The organism is Streptomyces sp. NPDC013317 (assembly GCF_055563155.1).
In genome coordinates, this window is the sequence record NZ_JBVHDX010000012.1 from 93,840 (window position 1) to 112,905 (window position 19,066).

A 19,066-nucleotide genomic window follows, 5' to 3' on the forward strand; every position below is an offset into this window, starting at 1 on the left:
TCGAAAGCTCCTACCGGCCACTCGCTCCTGCGTCCCTTCCTCACTGCACTCCCTCGCCCGGGGGCCTACGCGGCGAGCTGCGGCACCGCAGCCGCCCCAAGGGCTGCACGTCTCGGTGAATACCGTTGCCAGGCTGGCGGCCAAACTCGGACTGATCGCCCGCGTGGTGAAACACCTCAGGGGCCTAATAGAGCGAGCCCCATCCTTGCCGGCGGGCGGCAGAGCCCGGGCAACCGACGCATCTGTTCGGGTGATGGGCGCAGGATGTCCTTGATCTTCCCGCTCGGGTGCATGAGTCTCGCCATCAAGCCGAACGGCTGGAATGTGCTCCCGCGCACACCGCGAATGGCGAGGAAGGAATTCACTGTGACGCGTCAGTCGAGTAACAGAACAGGGGGACCGAGCTGGTTCTGGATTGCTGCGTCTGCGGTGATGGCTGTTCTGATCATGAGTGGATGCGGCAGCGGCACCCCCTCCAGCCAGGCGTCAGTCGCTGCAACGGCGACAGCACTCACGGAAGCAAGAGCTGATATTGCCGCTCACTCCCCACCACTCACCAGTTACCCTGCGATCAAACCTGTTTCCAGGGTGATCAGCCTCAAAGGTAAACGTGTTTGGTACATCCCACTCAGCTCCTCCATCCCCGTGGCGGCTGCCACGGGATCCGCGATGCAGTCCGCACTTGCTTCGGTCGGGATCGACGTCCACGTATGTGATGGGCAACTACTTCCCACTACTATCGCCTCGTGCATGTCGCAGGCAGTAACCCAGCATGCCGACGCGGTCGTCACCGCCTACATCGACTACTCGCTCGTCTCTGCTGGATTCGACAACCTGCTTTCGCATGACATCCCTGTGCTAGTTGCCGGCGAGGCGCCCAGTGGCGGCCGGACATCATCCTCTCGCCTCGCCTTTTATGACGTGACATCCGCGTTCGAACTGACCCAGAAGCTCTCCATGGAGTCGATCATGGTCGATAGTGGCGGCAAAGCCAAGATCCTTTATGTTGGGGTCACCAACTCCTCGCTGACTCGCAACGCCTCGATCTACGCGAAGGCATTTATCGCCGAGCAGTGTCCCGGCTGTACCTTGCACGACGTCGAGTACTCAACATACGAAGCCAACAAGTTGCCCTCCATGGTCAGCGCGGCGCTGCTGCAGCACCCCGACACTACTCACGTCGCAGTCGAAGTCGACTCCGGTGCCCCCGGGGCAATCCAGGGAATTCAATCGGCCGGTTTCACATCCAAGGTCAAACTGGCCTCCTGCAACGGAAACCTTGACGCCCTGCAACGCGTGGCTGCCGGCACTCAGCTCGTCGATGTGGGCCTCAGTCCTGTCTACTCAGGATGGTCCTACGCCGATGGCATTATCCGGATGCTGACCGGCCAGCGTGTGCAGGTGGTGCCGGCTGTGACCCGCGTCTTCAACAAGGACACTGTGAAAGGTCTCACCCTCACACCAGCCGCGTACGCAACTATCGATTGGTACGGCTCTGACGCCTATAAGGACACGTTCCTCAAAGCCTGGGGCGTGTCCTGACTGTCCTTTGTGACGAGAGGATCAGTCGCAGGCCTTGTGGGGGCCGATTGGACAAGTAGCCGGGGCAAGCCACGGCATGGTGTGCTCTAGACCCAGCAGCACATCCCCCAAATTGGTTACTTTGCTCAATCCCTTTGCTGGCCATGCGCCCGCAGATGCGCTTCCCACCGTAGGGAATCCGTGTAGGTCAGGTGGTCTATGCGCTTCTTTCGCATATAGGGCGCTGGATTCTGGAATGGCGGCGTTGTGAGGCGAATTACTCGTTCTTTGGCGATCCTTGGCCATGAGTTTCAGTTCTTCGCTGATCCGCGTCCGACGGGATGGGCACCTGGAACCTGGCTCCTCCGGTCCACGGGGATCGGGCCGGTGTGCGCCCCGTTTCCTTCCTTGCGGTCTCGCGAGGAGGCTCGCGTCCTCGGTACCGGTATGACCTGAGACGACCGCAGAGGAGGCAAACACCTCTTCCAGCCTAACCAGCACACGCTTAGACCGTGTCCTATGTGCTGAGGCGGTCGTTGGGTTCGTCATGGGGCGGGGTACATGGAGTTGGATTGTTCCGGACGGGTTGTGGGAGATCGCGGAGCCTTTGATCCCGCCGTCGAAGGTGCGGCCTCAGGGTGGTGGGACGCAGGACACGCCTGATGAGACGCTGTTCGCCGCGATCATCTACGTGCTGGTGTCCGGCTGCGCCTGGCGGGCCCTGCCACCGTGCTTCGGGGTCTCGAAGCTGACCGCACACCGCCGGTTCCTGATCTGGTCCAGAGCCGGCGTGTGGGGCGGCTGCACGAGGCGATCCTGTACCGGCTCGACGACGCCGGCCTGCTCGATCTCTCCCGAGCGGTCCTCGACTCCGCTCACGTGAGGGCGAAAAAAGGGGGCGAACTCACCGGTCCGAGCCCCGTGGGCCGGGGCAAGGCGGGTTCCAAGATGCACGTCCTGTCGGACGCGAACGGACTGCCCATCCTCATCGGCCTCTCGGCCGCCAACACCTACGACAGCCAGGCCCTGAAGCCCATGGAGCTCGGTCACCAAACGATTCCCAATGGAGTTGTCAAGGTTGGCTGGTGAATGGCTGTGAGTGGCTCAGCTCAGCACGATGGGGTTCGGCGTGCGGTGGTTTCGAAGGGGCGGCCGTCGCGTATGAGTGCCCACAGGACGTTCAGGCGGCGGCGTGCGAGGGCGATGACGGCCTGCTTGTGGCTCTTCCCTTCGGCTCGTTTGCGCTCGTAGAACGCCTTTGAGACGGGACAGCATCGGGCGGCGACCATAGCGGACATGTAGAAGACGCGCAGAAGGCGTCGGCAGTAGCGCCGTGGTCGGCGCATGTTCCCGCTGATGCGACCAGAATCCTTGGGGACGGGAGCCAGGCCGGCGACACCAGCGAGGCGGTCGGCGGTGCCGAAAACGCTCATGTCGCCGCCGGCATGGGCGATGAACTCGGCGCCCAGGACAGGCCCGACGCCGGGCAAGCTCAGGATGACCTCGGCGTGTGGATGGTCGTGCAACCGGCTTTCGATCAGGGCGTCGGTCTCGGCGATCTCCTCGTCGAGGGCCATTACCGCCCTCGCCAGTTTCGCCACCACCGCGGCGGCGACCTTCTCCCCAGCAACAGCGGTGTGCTGGGCCTCAGCGGCCTCAAGCGCGGTGGTCGCGACGACCTTGTGATTGCGGACCTTGCGGTTTTTCAACCACGTCGCAAGTGGGTTGTTACCGATCCTGCGCAAGGCAGTCGGGGTCTGATAGCTGGTGAGGAGGACCAGCGCGGCCTTGGAGGTCTTGTAGTCGAAGGCGCGTTCCAAGGCGGGGAAGTACTCCAGCATCTGGGCCCGCAGCCGGTTGATCGCCCGCGTTCGGTCCGCTGCCAGGTCCAGGCGGCGCGAGGTCAGAATGCGCAGGTCAACAGCGATCTCATCGCCACGGCGCATCATCTGGAGGTCACGACGCATGCGGGCTTGGTCCGCGATGACGAATGCGTCCTTCGCGTCCGTCTTGCCCTCACCTCGGTAGGAGCCGGCAGCGTGGTGGACGGTGCGGCCGGGGATGTATAAGACCTGCTGCCCGTTGTCGGTCAGCAGCGCGATCATGAGCGCGGCCCCGCCGGCGGTGAGGTCAATCGCCCAGGTCACCGGCTCGCCCTCGCTCAGCGCGAGGACCTCACCGATTAGATTGAACAGTGCTGCGGCCTCGTCGTTGGCCACACGCCGCGACAGCTTTCGCGTGCCGTCGGCGTCGATCACTACGCAGTGATGCTCGGCCTTGCCCGCGTCCGTACCGACCCACAGCTCGGGCACGGCCACCTCCGAAGTCGTTGCCTGTATTTGTCCCAGCAGACGACATCGCCAGCTTGTCCTTACCGAGCGATCCTGTCGCGCGCATCCCTGAGTGGTCGAGTCGTCGCGGGATGCCAGGCGGCCAATCGTTTGAAGCCACCACTGGGCTGGAGACACGCAGCCACACCCAGCATCCCTGGGCCTTCCGATCCTACGAGTGACCGGAATCAACCCAGGAACAACGTAAGGAGACACGACTCCCACCGCGGCCGTCATCTCAAGCCCCAACGCCTGCACGCCGACAAGGCTTACGACATACCTGAACTGCGGAAATGGCTACGCGGCCGACGCACCGGCGTCCGCATCGCCTGCAAAGGCATCGAGTCGTCAGAACGGCTCGGACGCCGCAGGTGGGTGATTGAACGGACCATGTCCTGGCTGACCGGATACCGCAGACTCAACCACCGCTACGAACGTCATCCCCGCAACTACCTGGCCTTCCTCGGCCCCACCGCAGCCCTCTGCTGTTACAAGCGACTTCTCCGCCTCACCACATAGGACACGGCCTAAGCACCGTCACCGCAGGAGGGCCGCTGTCAGACCTCCTCGTGCGTCTGGGCGAACAAATCGGCGATTCTCCAGAACCCGGCCCGGCTCTTGACCTGCTGCGATTTCGGCACCGCGACCACATAGCCGACGCCGAGCTCCTCGAGCAGGCGGCGGAACATCCACTCCTGACCGTAAGCCCCGTCCGCCGTCACCCACTCCGCCGGTCGCCCGGGTCCTCAAGCGCCAGCGGCGCAAGGAAGCCCGGTACGCGACCCAGCGCAACCACATCATCGCCGGGAAGATCGTCGCCACCGCTGAACGCAACTCCGGGGAATCGGTCTGGAAGACCTGACCGGTTTCCGGCGAGAGGGTCAAGGCCAGGAAAGACCAGCGGGCACAACTCACTCCTGGGCATTCGCCCTGCTTGGCGCGGTCGTCGAGTACAAGGCACGGCGGGCAGGTGTGCCTGTGGTCTATGTGGACCCGCGTAACATCTCCCGCCAGTGCTCCGAGTGCCAGCACACCCATCGCACCAACCAGGTGAAACACGCGGGTTCGCATGCAAATCCGGCGGGACGACCATGCACGCGTCCCACAACGGCTTCCGCAACATCGCCCACCGGGCCGATGCTGCGTGGCAGCGGGGCGCAGTCAACCGCCCCAGTACCGCCTAGCAGTAGCGGACGTAGGAACCCACAGTAAGAGGTCCTAACAAGGGCGTTAGACGTGTCGGCGGGTGATGAGGCAGGTGGCGAGGCCGAGGAAGGCTTCGTGGATATCGTCGCGTCGTTCCCAGCGGACGCGTAGGCGTCGGAAGCCGTGCAGCCACGCGATGGTGCGCTCGACAACCCAACGGTGAATGCCGAGGCCGGAGCCGTGCGGGACTCCTCTTCGCCACGAACAGGCCAACAAGCAACTAGGCCGACAGCCACATGATCAACAGCTTCTGTTAGGACCTCTTAGAGGGCATCTGATCAATGTTCACGCCGTTGTGGGTGGGATGTCTGTTTCGATTCGCCAGGTTGGTGTTGATTCTCCGGTGAGTTCGCGGCTCATTTTGTTAGCCATCGCCCAGTGGATCATCGTCCGGGATCTCTGCGGCAGGGCTTCGTAGTCACGCGCCAGGCGGCGGTGCTGCATCAGCCACCCGAAGGTCCGCTCGATCACCCACCGCTTGAGCAGCGGCTGGAAGCCCTTCTCCTTCGGTCGCTGCACCACCTCCACGTCGATCCCGAGGCGGGCGCCGTGCTGGATGACGCTGGTCTGGTAGCCGCCGTCTGCCCATACCTTGGTCACGCTCGGATGGGCCGCCGCCAGCTCGGTCAGGGCCTGCTTGCCGCCGGCGGAGTCGTGGACCGAGGCGGCGGTGACCAGGACGGTCAAGACCAGGCCGAGGGTGTCGGTGATCAGGTGACGCTTGCGCCCTTTGATCTTCTTGCCGGCATCAATGCCCTGACTGCCCTCGGCGACATTGCTCGAGGTCTTCACGCTCTGCGCGTCCACCACGGCCGCGGACGGCTGCCCACTTCGGGCGTTCGCCCGCCGGGTCCTGTCCCGCAACAGGTCGTGGACCTGCTCGGTGGTTCCGTCCGTCTCCCACTTGGCGTAGTAGTCGTAGACGGTCTTGAACGGCGGGAAGTCGTGCGGCAGGTACTCCCACGGGATCCCGGTGCGGTTGACGTAGAGGATCGCGTTCACGATCTCTCTCAGATCATGCACCCGCGCTGCCGCCCCAGGCCCGGAACGGGCGGCCCGCCAGGCAACGAACACGGGCTCGATCAACGCCCAGCGGGCATCGGAGACGTCACTGCGATACGCACGTCGAGCAGTCATGCCCCTGGCAACGACCGTCGACGCCTCCAGTCACAAGAACATCCCAAAACACCAACTACATAGATCAGATGCCCTCTAAGACGTCATGTCTCACTCTGCCTGCAAGCCGGCCCTTGGACCGGGTAGTTGACGGTCGGCTGACAAGGTCATCGACGGCGGGGACCGAGTTGCACAGTCGCCGCAGGACGCAGCGGTCCTCAACCAATTTCTACACCACTGCGACCGGGTATGTCGCGCTCGAGCGGTCCGCGGATCTTGACGCGTGGTCTCGGGAGTGCCCGGCGGTCGTCTGGCACTGGGGAATACGGGGAAGGAGTTCGTGCCGCTCCTCCGGTTCGACGCCGAGTTCCGCGCCGTTCGTCTGCATCACGACCGGGATCGAGTCCGTCAACCCGAGTGCCCGGAACCGGGGTGGTCGAGGCCGTGGCTACTTCCCCAACGAGACCCCCGCCTTTGCAGTGCACTAGATGGCCATCATGAACCTGGACCCCACTGCAAGGGCCAAGCCTGCTGAACCATGCACGGACACTTGCAGCGCGCGCTTGACAGATTTACTTGCAGCCCGGGCAGAGGACTGACGGGTCATCAATAGTCCTGTCCCCTCCGGTAGGGTTTGCCGTTCGCCTTCGGCATCCGGAGGGAATGTGTTGTCAGGGCCAAAACGATCAAGGTGACGATGTAGGGAGCAGCCGTGACGAGCTGGCGTGACACCTCATCGGTGGTGACGTACCAGAGGAAGACAAGAACAGCCATGGCCGTGGTGAAGCCAGTGGCGAGATACCTCTTCCTCCAGGCCAGGCTGGCCGCTCCGCACAACAGCAGAAGCGCCAGGAAAAGAATCAACGCATGGACGTTCACGAGTCCGCCGCGCAGGTTGAGGCTGTCCGTGTAGCCGAACAGCCCGGCGCCGAGAGCCATGCCGCCAGGCCGCCAGTTGCCAAAGATCATCGCGGCCAGACCGATGAAGCCACGCCCTGCCGTTTGTCCGTCCACGTAGAGGTTCGAGGCCACAATGGACAAGAACGCGCCGCCGAGGCCAGCGAAGCCGCCGGAAACAATGACAGCGATGTACTTATACCTGCGGACGTTCACGCCGAGGGACCCCGCCGCTACCGGGTTCTCGCCGCAGCTGCGCAGCCGCAGACCGAAGGCTGTGCGCCACAGCAACCACCATGTGGCGGGCAGGAACGCGACCGCGATGACGGTGAGCGGCGAGAGACCAGTGGCCAGCCCACCGAGCAGGCCCGCGATGTCTGAGATGAGGAACCAGTGCTTCGCATTGAGTGCGTCTAGCCAGGCAGACAGGTGCGGGATGCTAAAGGTGCCGATCGAGTCGATCGGGGGGGACTGCTTGGCGGACCCTTGCGGAGTGTTAGCGAAGGTAAACTTCGATAGGTAGCGGGTGGTCCCCACAGCAAGAATGTTCACCGCTACACCAGAGATGATCTGGTTCGCGTTGAACGTGACGGTGGCGATGGCGTGCAGGGCGCCGCCGAGCGCGCCGCCGATGGCTCCGAAGAGGACGCCAACCCACGGGCCCCATACGTATCCGGCCCAGGCTCCGCACCAGGCACCGGAGATCATCATGCCTTCAAGGCCGACGTTGATGACTCCCGCCCGCTCCGCCCACAGGCCGCCAAGGCCTGCGAGACCGATCGGCACGGCAAGTCTCAGTGCGCTGGACATCTGGCCGGGCGAGTCGATCCCATTCGCACCCGTGATCAGACGAACGGCCGAAATCAGTACCAGCACGCCTGCGATGATCAGGAGCGTTGTGCGTAGCGTTCGCCTGCTTCTCTTGCCAGACGGTGCTGCCTGCGGAGCGAGGGCGATCACGGTCGACATGATGCCGTCCTACCTTCTTTGTGCCGCCCGGCTGGCCGAAGCGGCAGTGTCGCGTGGATACAGGATGAATGGTTTCGATTGCCATCTTTTTCGGCTGCCGTGAGACTCTGAGGGCGGCACCGCCCGACCAAGGGACGGTGGAAGGAAGTGGCACCGTCGGCTGGGGCGTCGTGTGTCTGCCGGCGGGGAGCCTGTTATGAATGCGAATCCCTCACAGCCCTGGGGAACGCACGCATCGATGTCTTCTGGCGCCGACTCCGCGACCGTCGGCCCCACAGGATCCGATGCGGCCTGGAGAAGAGTCGACGTCATGCCCGCTGGTCGTTCGGAGCGGCAGACGCGGCCAATTCAGCACCGATTCGCCGCTGCTGCCTGCGCAGGCCCCATTGCCTTACGACCTCGTACGAGATGACGACTGCGAAGACGATCAGACCTTGCATGATCGCGACGATCTCCTTCTCGTACGCAACTGGAGTCGCGTAGTCGAGGGCGGGCGAGGCTTTGTCGAGGAAGGCCCACAGCAGAGCAGCGAAGGCGATCCCGGCGGCGTTGCTGCGGCCGAGCAAGGCAATGCCGATACTGGTAAAGCCCAGACCGGACGGGAAAGCCAGACTGAAGGTGTGCGAGGCGCCGAGCAACAAGGGCAGGCCGGACATGCCCGCAATAGCACCAGACAGCAACATGGTGATCATAATCGTCCGCTTGGTGTCGACGCCTGAGGCCACGGCAGCGCTCTTGGAAGCGCCAGTAGCCCTCAGGTCGAAGCCGAAGCGAGTGCGCGCGAGGAGAAACCGGTAAGCGATACCCAGCGCGACAGAGAGGAACACAAGGCCGTAAATTTCGCCGACGTCTTGCCCCAGGTCGATGCCCGGGACCCAAGCTGACTCATGCAAGACGCCTGTCGTCATGTTGTTGCCTACAGGCACCCCCCATACCTCTGGGAGAGTGAGATAGATAATCAGGCTGCTGGCGATCGCGTTCAGCATGATGGTGGACACGACTTCACTGATGTCGCGAGTAACCTTAAGAACACCCGCGATGCCAGCCCACAGAGCACCTGTTGCCATGGCGACAATAATCAGGAGCGGGATCTGCAGAGCGCCGGGCAAGGCGATCCTCGCCCCTACGACGGCGGACATCACAGCGGCGAGGCGGTACTGGCCGTCGACACCGATGTTGAACAAGTGCATGTGAAAGCCGAGGGCGACCGCGATGGCAGCCAAGTAGTAGAGCGACGCAAGATTGATGATCAGGACCGGAATACCCGGACGCGACAACTGCTGGAGCATCAGGAGATACGGCTCGATCGGATTGTGATTTGAAGCGACGAGTACGATGGACGTCAAAAAAAATGCAAGGATCAGCGCAACGACCGGTGTCATCGCGCCCAGAAGCATCCTCTCCCTGCGAAAACTGTGCATCAACCCTGACTCTCTCCACACGTTCATCAGCGCCCTCGGGAAGTGACAGTTTCGCCGGCTGGTCTGGCGTGACGTCCATCATGGCCGAGGCTATCCGCATCCATACCATTCATCGGTGTCTACTCAGGGGCGATTCTTTCCGCTGACCGCCTGCGCGTTTGACGTCAGCGAGGTTCCAACCCTGCTGACGAGCCGGGCCGTTGGGCTGACAGCCAAGTCCCTGGCAGCTGGCTTTGCAACCAGGAAGAGCCCCTGCCCACCAGAGGCTTCGCATGCTGGTCTACCCGTCCGGGCTGGACTTGCGAAGTTCCCTGCCCTCCTCTTCCTCCCCGCTTGCCTGGGCAAACACCGTCACATGGTGGGGTTCTCGATCGTCCAGTGCCTCCGGATCCCGCTGGCGGTCTGTGCTCCGGTGGCACGCCGCCCGCCGTGCTTGGGGCGAAGTACCGCCGCCGGTCGTGGTCTTCGCGCCGGTCAGGTCCTTCCGGCAGCGGAGACGCTGGGCTCTTGTTGCTCCTCACGTCGGTCTGTCGCTGTGCGGCCACGGTGCCGGTGTGAGGTGGACCGTCAGCCGCATCACCCGCCGGCTGCGGCGCGGTGATCTCCTTCGTGAGGGGGCGGCGACGGTGAAGCCCACCAGGCGAAGTGCCCACTGCGGTTGGTCAGCGACCCGGCCGGCACACGCGTGGCTGGGGACGGCCACGACAGGTACCAGGGGACCGCCAATTGCGCGGCCCGGGCGGACAGGAGCCGGGCCGTGCAACCACGTCGGCAGCAGCCGCGGTGAGAGGGGACGGGTCAACCGCTCCAGGCCCGACAGCACGGAGGAAGAAGAGGGAACGGGCACGGCTCTTCCTGTCTCGCCAGATGAACCTGGCATTCGCCTGATCACCGAACCTGTCTCCGGCACTGCGTCCGCCGACGACCCGACATGACAGCGCATTCCGCGACTCTCACTCACCTCGCAACCACAAAGTCTCGGGGGCACGCCCTGAGTCTCCTGGCGGCGCTGGTCAAGGGCCGGCGGGACCGGCGGTGATCCGCCGACCCCATCAGCCTTCCATCTGTCTCACGGAACGGTAGATCAGAAGGCTTATGGGGAGAAGTGCACCATTGGGCACCGAAGACTGCATTAAATGGTTCCTACATGGACCGCGGAGGGGACGTGGGGCCTGAAATGCTCTTGGTGGGCCATCTACGCCCGGGCGGTACAGCATGCATAGCAGCTGATCTTTCGAGGAGGTGAATCGGCATGGAAGATATAGACCGAGCCATAGTTTCAGTGAAAACCCATGACGAACTGAAAAATCCCGGGCGCATTGACGCATGGCATAGCGTCCTCTGTGAGACTTTCAAGTATTTCGGCGGCCAGGATTGGCGCCTCTTCAAGGATTCACTGATCGGCAGGGCTTACGAAAACGGATTCTCGGACGATGTCGCCATGACCTTCATCGAAACCATGGAGCATGAGGTTGGCAACCAGGGCGATGTACTTCAAGGGATTTACGAACTTTCCCCCGAGGAATTTCGAGCCAAATACGACAAGTTCGTCCTGCCATGGGATGCCCAACTGGCGGGTCAGTGGTATATGCATCTTACTCAGGTGACCGGCAAGGGCTGGGAGGGATGGACTGGAGATGACAGCGAGTGGGACTCTTTCAGGTACTACTTCCTGCAGTACGCCGAGCACGAAAACATACTGCCTCAGGCGACAGAATTGCTTGACTACGTTGAAAAGCAGCCGGACCGGGTGAAGGCTTTCAGGGAACGCGGTGTAGCCATCACGGTCGCAGAAAATGTCGCCGCCGGACCCGAACTCGCTGATCAGTGGGCGTCCTATGAACCGAAGGACTGGTATGACGCTCTTGCTGGGGGGTGGGGCGGATGGAGCGGCAAGGAGAACGAGTGGGGCCCCTTCAAGCAATACTTCTTGAAATACGCGAAATCCGCGCACGCCGAAATCGGCGCCGCTGCGTTCATTGCGGAGATAGAGCAGAGCGCGGACAAGGCTGCCGCGCTGGCGAGGTATGGCATTGTCGTGGCCGGTGCTGAGGATGTCGCCCCTCCATTGCCGAGCCGGAATATTGAAGCTCCGGCATCTGGCGGCGACCGCGGCAGCAATTCGCACGACGAAGCCGAAGAGGAAGCCGACGGCGGCGAGGACGGCTGGATCACCCTCGGGGACATCGATGCAAAAACACTGGAGAACGGCGTGCTAAATTACCACAAGGGCGAAGATATGTCTGTCGCTGAAGTGGATGCTGTGCAGAAGTTCATTCTACTTATGAGCGCGGATGCCGAGTACGACGAGGACTAGCAAGTCTATTACCACCGGCAACTCAGTGGATTTCGGAGGATAGAATGGACCCAATCACGATCATCGGCGCCGGGGCGACCGGTGTTTTGATGGCCAATAACCTCGCCAACTTCGCCAACTTCGTTATAGGGCAGACGGGGCCAGTCCCAATTGAAGGTGGCGCTGCAGCATCCACTCTGACCGCGGAGTATATCCAAGTGATCAAGCGCAAGCAGGGAGGCGTTCTTCGGGCTGAATGTACGCGCTATTTCATTCCGTTCGTCCTTATCCGCAGGTCCAGTTTTGACAGTAATGTCAAAGCGGCTATTGTCGGCGGGGGAGTCAGCGCCGTCGGCACCCCCGTCATGGGAGCGACAGCAGCCCTCGGTGCAAGGACAGCGGCAAGGAAGGTCTTTGAGAGCCGCACAGCAAGGGGCGCCAAGGCATCGTCGACCGTTGGCGACGAGAAGCGGCCAATAAAGGATCGTCACCTTAAGAGGAGAATAGCCGAAGAGAATGAAATTGAGTACAGCAAGGCGGAGGACCTGCTGAACAAGCTTCTGGGGGAGAAGGAGAAGTTCATCATTCCGCTTCAGGTCGAATGCCAGGTCATCGAATTTCCTTACATCGAGAACGGAGAGGTCCACAAGGAGTACCAGTTCAGAAGTGCTCGCATCACACGTTGGTCAGATGCAGACATCCGCTACAAGAACCTCTTCCACGAGCCCGGTGAATTGAAATTCTCCGGCATGGGATATCTGACCGAGGGCGACAATGAGTCCCATGTAGACATCGACTGGTCCATGATCAACAGCGGAAGAAAACTGAGGTCTCGTTCAAAGGAGCGCAGCGGCGCACTGCGGCTATCGATCGACGGCGAAGGCAAGCCTGAACTGACGAGGCTCGGCGCTTCCAATAAGTACATTCAAATATTTTCGATATACCACCAGGAAAAAGTTCCCCTCGGCTCTGAAACAACCGCACCTACCCGGCCCGCCGACGCCCGAACAGAGAAGGAAAAGAAGTACATCGAAGGGGAAACGAAACGTGATCCGATGAAAAACCTCAAATCGGATGTCGTACTGGATGCCCTGAAGCGCTACGTGAAGGATGAGTATCACGTACACAAATCTGATGCCCCTGCACAGGATCAGCTTAAGACAATCTTCAGCGAGTTCAAACCGATCCGATGGCTCCTCTTCTTGTCATTCAAGGCCGACATGTTCGACTGGCTGCGCGAGAAGCATTCCTACGGCACTCCTCGGCTGCTCAGGCTGTTGCAGATGGCCGGGCTGAGCAGTGAGAGTGATGTCCCAGCGCTCGTCCGCCCCATGCAAGACAGGCTGGAAAATGAATTCTCCGAATATCTCGCCCGTGTGCTGTCCAGTCCGACACGCGGTAAACCGGCAGCTGAACGACGAGCGTCTGCCAACGAGTTGGCAGAATCCTACGTAGCCGAACTATTGAGATTTGCTAACGTCCTCAACTCCACAGTTTCTACAGCTCAACCCGCCGCCTGGGACACTTCTCTAGATAGCTTCGTCAAGCGACTGCGCAGGGCGTGTGTGGATATCGCCCAAGCTTATCTAGGTGGCACCAGGGCAGCGGCCGAGCGCTACTACACAAGCACGCGGTCTGTGGCAAAATACGATTCCGCTTCGTACGTTTCTGGAGATTTCATGGCCTACATCTCCGGATGCACCGGCGTGCAGAACAGTTACCAGGTTGAAATCGCGGCGATCAACACCTTGCTTGGCACGACCCGAAATGCGGCTCAGGCTTTGGGCGGACAGCTTCGCACGCTTGCAAATTTGTGAACCAATTTTCCACGGAAATCATGGAAGGGTGAACCGCCATGGATGACAATCTTGCTCCTGATGCGGACAGCGCGACTGAAGACGAACTGCGTGACATGCTCATGAATATCTTTGATGCCGTGGTCCCAGATGATGCTCCGGACACGGACGAGGACGAACGAGGATGAGCATGGCGACCCGGAGGAACAGGCACGATTCTTGAGTGAGCCGCGGCCGCCAAGCCGGTCGCCAATCCAGTAGGTAGGGGCGACAGTGCAACCAAAAGTTACTGGGGCACACCTGCGGGACGCCTACGGTGCGATTCTCCAGGAGACCTGGAGGCAGCGACTCGTCGACCGCGGTGCGCCGGGCGCGGTGGAGACGGTGGAGCGCGAGGACGGAGCCGTATCCGCCGCGCCGGCGGGCCGCTACTTCGAGTCGGCTGAGGAATCGGCGGAGTTGCGTGACGCGTTGACGCTGTCGCGTGGCCGGGTCCTCGACATCGGTGCAGGCGGGGGTCGATGCACCGTCCCGTTGCAACAGGCCGGGTTGTCGGTCACCGCGCTGGACGTCTCACCCGGCGCCATCGATGTGTGCGTCCAACGCGGAGTGCGCAGTTGTTTCGTCGGGACGGTCGCGCAGTACGCGAAGACGCCGTCAGCCGGACGCTTCGACACGTTCCTCCTGTACGGCAACAACCTCGCCCTGCTCAGCAGCCGCCGGGAGGCAGCCAACTTCCTGACTGCTTTGCACGTGCTCGCCGCGCCCGGCGCGCGTATCGTCGGCCAGAACTCTGCTGCCTACTGCGGCGGCCACGAGCAGGACATCCGCTACCGGGAGTGGAATCGACTGCGCGGTCGGATGCCCGGTCAGCAGCGGGTGCGCATTCGATACGGTGAACTGCGCAGCAGGTGGGTCGATCGGCTGTTCTGTACGATCCCCGAATTCTCCGACGTCGTTGCCGGTACCGGGTGGCAGGTGGTGGACACCCACTCCGGAGAGAACGGGCGGTACCTGGTGACCCTCTGCAGGACGTGACTCCTTTCGCCGGAAACCGCCGAGCTGACACGCCCTCCCGCGCCGTCGGCGCTGCTTCTCCGCCACAGCCAGCTGGTCACCACAGTTCGTCAGCTCCCCCGCCCGGCACAGCACTGCTTTCCTGGGCCGCCCCGCAGCCATTCCGTCCCCACGAAAGGGAAGGGCCCACCTGTTAGCTGACGAGTCCCCTCATACAGGGTCGAGGTTAGTGGCCCGGGGTCCGGCTTCTCGTCACTACCCGTCTCCCTCAGCTGCCAGCTGGCACAGTTGTCCTATCTCGTGTGCGCGACCGCCGAACTGGCCTTCACCTTACTCGTGCGGCACCGCAGTCCATCAGGGGCCGAGAGCGGGGGCCTGCTGTGCCAGGGTGTCCGGGTCAGGTCGAAGCGCCTTGGCCTACGGGGATCCAGCAAAGCCCCCAGATTCCTGCATCCGATGCCGGGCCGTCAGTTCGGGGACCTGCGCGTTACCCGGTCGCCCCGGTCGAGTTGACACCGACAGTGCGGAGGCCGTGGCGGTACACGTTCGCCTCGTCGTCCTTCGGTGATTCCCACCAAGGTGCCCGCAGCGACGGGCTCAGCCCGCGACACGATGCGGACGGCCGGTGGCCGCACGGCGCTGCTGCATCACCCACCACGTCCATCATCCGCGCCGCTGCTGGCCGGGGAAGGAGCTCGCAGCTCACGGCGGGGCCGGCTTGCGGTGGAAAGCAAAGTGAAGAGTTCCTCCGGTCACAGCTTCCAGAGTGAATCCTGCGCGGAGGAGAACGGCTTGGGACGCATGGTTGTCCGGCATTGCGCGGGCAACCACGACCTCCGCTCCCGACCACTCCAATGCGTGCGAGGTGATAAGACGTGCAGCTTCGGTGGCGTAGCCGCTGCCCTGCGCGGACTCGGCAAGGTTGTACCCGATCTCGACTCGGCCGTTCTGTGGCGCTCCGTGGAAGCCAATGCCGCCAATGGCACAGCCGTCCTCCCTGCGGATGATGACATAAGGACACCATGCCGCGTCGTAGGTGCCGTGCTCAATGGACCGAAGTAGTCTGCGCGCGGTCACCAGCGTGCCCCGGCGCGGGGCTCCCGGGACCCAAGTGAATCCCCCAGTGCCACCGGCCAGAAGGTCGGAAGCAGCGGCTGGGGTGATCGGCAGCAGCACAATGCGGTGGCTGCTCAGCATCCATTGGGTGTTCTTCGTGGGCGCTCGCGGAGCACGGTGCATCACAGCGCGGTGCCTGCCTTCCCCTGGTCGGCTCTGAACGCAGTGCTCTCGGTCACCCACCCACCCGCATGGTTGAGGGTCGTACATGCTGTCCGGAGCTCCTTGCGCTTCGTGCAAGGCTTGCAGTGTGCAGTTCGCCACGGCAGTCCTCTTCGTGCAGTGGATCGTGCAGTGCTGCCGGTCTAAGCGGACTCCCTGAGCGCGGCAGTTTTGAAGTCGTGGTCTCGCCAGCGGACCTTTTTCATCCTGTGCCGCGATGGTGAAACGGCCTGATGGGCGGGGGTGTGACAGGCCAGGGCCCCTCGGTCGCCGGTGTGATGAGTGAGATCACCACGCAAACGACTAGTAGTGCTTCGTTACCTTTAGTGATCTCGCCTGGTTGTGGACACGTTGGTGGGATGAGGCTTGGGGAGGTGGAAGGGCTCCGGGGTGAGTTGTCGGAGTTCGTTGCCGATGTGTTCGCTTCGCTTCCGCGGCGGGATCAGCGTGGGTGGGGTGGGTGTTATCTGCGGGGCTTGATGCTGGATGGGCGGCGGAAGTCGATCCAGCCGATGGCCGAGCGGTTGCCGGATGGGAACATGCAGGCCCTGCAGCAGTTCGTGAACCAGTCGCCGTGGGACCCGCTGCCGGTCCGGCGGCGGATCGCAGAGCGTCTGACCGAGGTGATCAGGCCTGAGGTCTGGGTGATCGACGATGTGTCGTTTCCCAAGTGCGGGAGGCGGTCGGTCGGGGTGGCCCGGCAATACTGCGGTGCGTTGGGCAAGCGGTCGAACTGCCAGGTCGCGGTCAGCGTGCATGCGGCGACCGACACCGCGTCGTGCCCGCTGAACTGGCAGTTGTATCTGCCCAGAGAGTGGACCGATGATCCTGATCGCCGCAGGGCGGCCGGGGTGCCTGACGGTGTCGGGCACCAGGAGAAGTGGCGCCTGGCCCTGGGCCTGCTCGATGCGCTCGCCGACTGGAAGGTGCCCTCCGGGGTCGTGGTGGCCGACGCCGGATACGGGACGAGCACACCCTTTCGCCTGGCCCTGGAGGAACGGGGCCTGTCCTATGTTCTGGCCCTGTCGGGCAAGGAGGTCGCCCATCCTGAGTCGGCCGAACCGCATCAGCCTGCCTATGGCGGACTGGGGCCACCGACACTGCCGCGCTATCGCGACCAGCCGCAGTCACTGCCGCTGCTGGCCGGCCAGACACCGGTGTCCTGCTTCACGAGCGTCACCTGGCGGCAGGGCAGCAAAGGGGCGATGACCTCGCGGTGCTGCGGGTGCGGCCCGCAGGCAAGCAGTCCCTGCGGGCCGCCCAGCAGGCCGGCGGCGGCCACTACCGGTGGGACGGGGTCCTGCCGGTGCGGTCGGTGCTGGTGGAATGGCCCGACGGGGCGAGTGCTCCCACCGGGTACTGGATCTCCAACCTGCCCGATTCCACCCCGATCGGCGATCTGGTCCGCTGGGCGAAGATGCGCTGGCGGATCGAACACGACTGCCGCGAACTCAAGCACGGCCTCGGCCTGGACCACTTCGAAGGCCGCACCTGGCGCGGCTGGCACCACCACGTCACCCTCGTCACCGCCGCCCAGGCGTTCCTCACCCTGCGGCGGCTCGACCCAAAAGCCCACACGCCGACCTGACCATCTACCAGGTCCTCGACACCCTCCAGGGCCTGCTGCGGTGCTGGACCGGCACATGCATGACCTGCGGCCGAGATCTGTCAGTACAACGGAGTGATCGTCACGGTTACAAGTACTCCACCCGAAGACCTGGCCGATAAAGGTCGCGGTATCGGTCAAGGCAGTCGGTCAGCATCCTCGCCCCCTCCGGGACACGTTGAACCAACGGATTCCAACCCACGAAACGCACATGCTCAGGGACCAGGACGAGGCCGCTGACGGCGTCCCAGAAGGCAGCCCAGTTCCGACCATAGAAGTCCGGAAAGTCGAACTCTCGCTGCAGCAGTCGGTGCAGTTCGTCCTCACTTGCGACTGAAGCTACATCGATGGTCACCATGCTCGGCATCCTAGACACCGTGCGCGGCCTCCCAGGCAGCAGACCTAACGAAGCACTACTAGGTTCTGTCGTCAAATGTCAGGCCCACATCAGGAGTGAGGCGAGGGTGACGGCTGCTTCGTAGGACTGGGCGGTCTTGTCGTATCGGGTGGCGATCCCTCGCCATTGCTTGAGACGGTTGAAGCACCGTTCCACGACGTTGTGGTGTTTGTATGCCTCGCGGTCGAAGGCCGGCGGGCGGCCTCCGTGGCTGCCGCGCCGGGCCCGGTTGCGGGCCTGGTCGGCCCGCTCCGGGATCGTGTGCGCGATGCCATGGCGGCGGAGCCAGTAGCCCTTGTCGCCCAGGACGTGATCAGGCCGGACGCGGGGCCGTCCGGGGCCGATCCGAGGCACTCGGATGGCTTCCATCACAGCGGTGAATTGGGTGCAGTCGTTGGTGTTGCCGCCGGTGACGACGAAGGCGAGAGGGCGACCCCGGCCGTCGCAGGCCAGGTGGATCGATCTTGCTGGTCGGCCCGCCTCTGGACCTGCCGAGTGCCGGATTGCGAAGCCCCCTTTTCGGGCCCCGGCCGCGTGCTGGTGAGCGCGCACGACGGTCGAGTCGACCGCGACGAGCCATTCGACGTCGCCGGCCGCATCGGCTTTGGCCTGGGCGGCCCGGAGCATCCGGTCGAACGTTCCGTCCAACGCCCACCTGCGGAAACGGGTGTGCAGCGTTGCCCATGGGCCGTATCGCTCGGGCACATCCCGCCAGGCCGTCCCGGTCCGGAACTTCCACACGATCCCGTTCAGGACCCTGCGGTCGTCCAGCCGCTTCCGCCCCCGCAACGACTCGGGCAGCAACGGCCGGACGAACTCCCACTCGGCATCAGACAGTTCATGGCGACGAACACCCCACCATGATCCACCAGACAAGATCGTTTGAAGACATCGCCTAGCGGGCTGAGCACTCCACAGCGCCAGTCCTGCTCCGACAAGTCTGCTGGATGCTGGACGGCGGAGCGGCTGTGGAAGCACACAAACGGCAACGCACTGTACGTGAGCACGCTGCTCGCCGAGTTTCCGGAGGAGTCCGTGGCGCAGGGACGGGAACGGCTGCCAGTGTCGTCCTCGCTGACGGGTGCGGTGGTGCGGCAGCCGGCCGGGTTGCCGGAAGGAGCCCGGGGCTCGTGAAAGCGACGGCCCGCTCACCGCTGGTAATAGGTCGCTCAGGTTTCGGATGAGGCTGGGGCGCTGGATCCCGCGCTGAGAGCGG

At 63.2% G+C, this 19,066-nt stretch carries 13 protein-coding genes and 5 pseudogenes; 9 read left to right on the forward strand and 9 right to left on the reverse strand.

Annotated elements, in window-relative coordinates:
- The first annotated feature begins 291 nt into the window (after positions 1-291).
- Complete coding sequence (locus tag ACZ3IJ_RS27695) at positions 292-1,542, forward strand: sugar ABC transporter substrate-binding protein (RefSeq protein ID WP_467472459.1); 1,251 nt, start codon at positions 292-294, stop codon at positions 1,540-1,542.
- 526 nt (positions 1,543-2,068) lie between these two features.
- A pseudogene (locus tag ACZ3IJ_RS27700) lies at positions 2,069-2,577 on the forward strand (IS5 family transposase); the annotation flags it as partial.
- A 53-nt stretch (positions 2,578-2,630) separates the two neighbouring features.
- On the opposite strand, the gene ACZ3IJ_RS27705 reads toward ACZ3IJ_RS27700, so the two are convergent.
- A complete protein-coding gene (locus ACZ3IJ_RS27705) occupies positions 2,631-3,839 on the reverse strand; it encodes an IS110 family RNA-guided transposase (protein WP_467472461.1) in 1,209 nt (402 codons plus the stop codon).
- A 222-nt stretch (positions 3,840-4,061) separates the two neighbouring features.
- Here ACZ3IJ_RS27705 and ACZ3IJ_RS27710 point away from each other — a divergent pair.
- Positions 4,062-4,370, forward strand: a pseudogene (locus ACZ3IJ_RS27710) (transposase); the annotation flags it as partial.
- A 41-nt stretch (positions 4,371-4,411) separates the two neighbouring features.
- On the opposite strand, the pseudogene ACZ3IJ_RS27715 reads toward ACZ3IJ_RS27710, so the two are convergent.
- Positions 4,412-4,591 (reverse strand): annotated as a pseudogene (locus ACZ3IJ_RS27715) (transposase); the annotation flags it as partial.
- Positions 4,592-4,838: 247 nt separating this feature from the next.
- Between ACZ3IJ_RS27715 and ACZ3IJ_RS27720 the strand changes: the two are divergent.
- A complete protein-coding gene (locus ACZ3IJ_RS27720) occupies positions 4,839-5,063 on the forward strand; it encodes a hypothetical protein (RefSeq protein WP_467472660.1) in 225 nt (74 codons plus the stop codon).
- Positions 5,064-5,081: 18 nt separating this feature from the next.
- Here ACZ3IJ_RS27720 and ACZ3IJ_RS27725 read toward each other — a convergent pair.
- The 4 genes and pseudogenes from ACZ3IJ_RS27725 to ACZ3IJ_RS27740 form a co-directional block, all read right to left on the reverse strand.
- Positions 5,082-5,255: pseudogene (locus ACZ3IJ_RS27725) on the reverse strand (transposase); the annotation flags it as partial.
- Between the two features lie 87 nt (positions 5,256-5,342).
- Complete coding sequence (locus ACZ3IJ_RS27730) at positions 5,343-6,194, reverse strand: IS5 family transposase (protein WP_467472463.1); 852 nt, start codon at positions 6,192-6,194, stop codon at positions 5,343-5,345.
- 585 nt (positions 6,195-6,779) lie between these two features.
- Complete coding sequence (locus tag ACZ3IJ_RS27735; RefSeq protein ID WP_467472464.1) at positions 6,780-8,039, reverse strand: ABC transporter permease; 1,260 nt, start codon at positions 8,037-8,039, stop codon at positions 6,780-6,782.
- 308 nt (positions 8,040-8,347) lie between these two features.
- Positions 8,348-9,460 (reverse strand): ABC transporter permease, encoded by a 1,113-nt coding sequence (locus tag ACZ3IJ_RS27740; RefSeq protein WP_467472466.1) that lies wholly within the window; start codon positions 9,458-9,460, stop codon positions 8,348-8,350.
- A 1,252-nt stretch (positions 9,461-10,712) separates the two neighbouring features.
- Between ACZ3IJ_RS27740 and ACZ3IJ_RS27745 the strand changes: the two genes are divergently transcribed.
- From ACZ3IJ_RS27745 to ACZ3IJ_RS27760, 4 genes are all read left to right on the forward strand, one after another.
- Positions 10,713-11,777 carry a hypothetical protein gene (locus tag ACZ3IJ_RS27745; protein ID WP_467472467.1) on the forward strand — a complete coding sequence of 355 codons (1,065 nt, stop codon included), beginning with the start codon at positions 10,713-10,715 and terminating at the stop codon, positions 11,775-11,777.
- 44 nt (positions 11,778-11,821) lie between these two features.
- Positions 11,822-13,573 carry a hypothetical protein gene (locus ACZ3IJ_RS27750; protein WP_467472469.1) on the forward strand — a complete coding sequence of 584 codons (1,752 nt, stop codon included), beginning with the start codon at positions 11,822-11,824 and terminating at the stop codon, positions 13,571-13,573.
- A 38-nt stretch (positions 13,574-13,611) separates the two neighbouring features.
- Positions 13,612-13,740: a hypothetical protein gene (locus ACZ3IJ_RS27755; RefSeq protein WP_467472470.1), complete on the forward strand. Its 129-nt coding sequence runs from the start codon at positions 13,612-13,614 to the stop codon at positions 13,738-13,740.
- A 187-nt stretch (positions 13,741-13,927) separates the two neighbouring features.
- The gene (locus ACZ3IJ_RS27760; protein ID WP_467472471.1) at positions 13,928-14,590 is read left to right on the forward strand and encodes a class I SAM-dependent methyltransferase; all 663 of its coding nucleotides are present in this window, start codon (positions 13,928-13,930) and stop codon (positions 14,588-14,590) included.
- Positions 14,591-15,271: 681 nt separating this feature from the next.
- On the opposite strand, the gene ACZ3IJ_RS27765 is transcribed toward ACZ3IJ_RS27760, so the two are convergent.
- Complete coding sequence (locus ACZ3IJ_RS27765; RefSeq protein ID WP_467472473.1) at positions 15,272-15,766, reverse strand: GNAT family N-acetyltransferase; 495 nt, start codon at positions 15,764-15,766, stop codon at positions 15,272-15,274.
- Positions 15,767-16,206: 440 nt separating this feature from the next.
- Here ACZ3IJ_RS27765 and ACZ3IJ_RS27770 point away from each other — a divergent pair.
- A pseudogene (locus tag ACZ3IJ_RS27770) lies at positions 16,207-17,435 on the forward strand (IS701 family transposase).
- 106 nt (positions 17,436-17,541) lie between these two features.
- Here ACZ3IJ_RS27770 and ACZ3IJ_RS27775 read toward each other — a convergent pair.
- A complete protein-coding gene (locus tag ACZ3IJ_RS27775) occupies positions 17,542-17,811 on the reverse strand; it encodes a barstar family protein (RefSeq protein WP_467472474.1) in 270 nt (89 codons plus the stop codon).
- 78 nt (positions 17,812-17,889) lie between these two features.
- Complete coding sequence (locus ACZ3IJ_RS27780) at positions 17,890-18,726, reverse strand: IS5 family transposase (RefSeq protein ID WP_467472476.1); 837 nt, start codon at positions 18,724-18,726, stop codon at positions 17,890-17,892.
- Between the last annotated feature and the right edge of the window lie 340 nt (positions 18,727-19,066).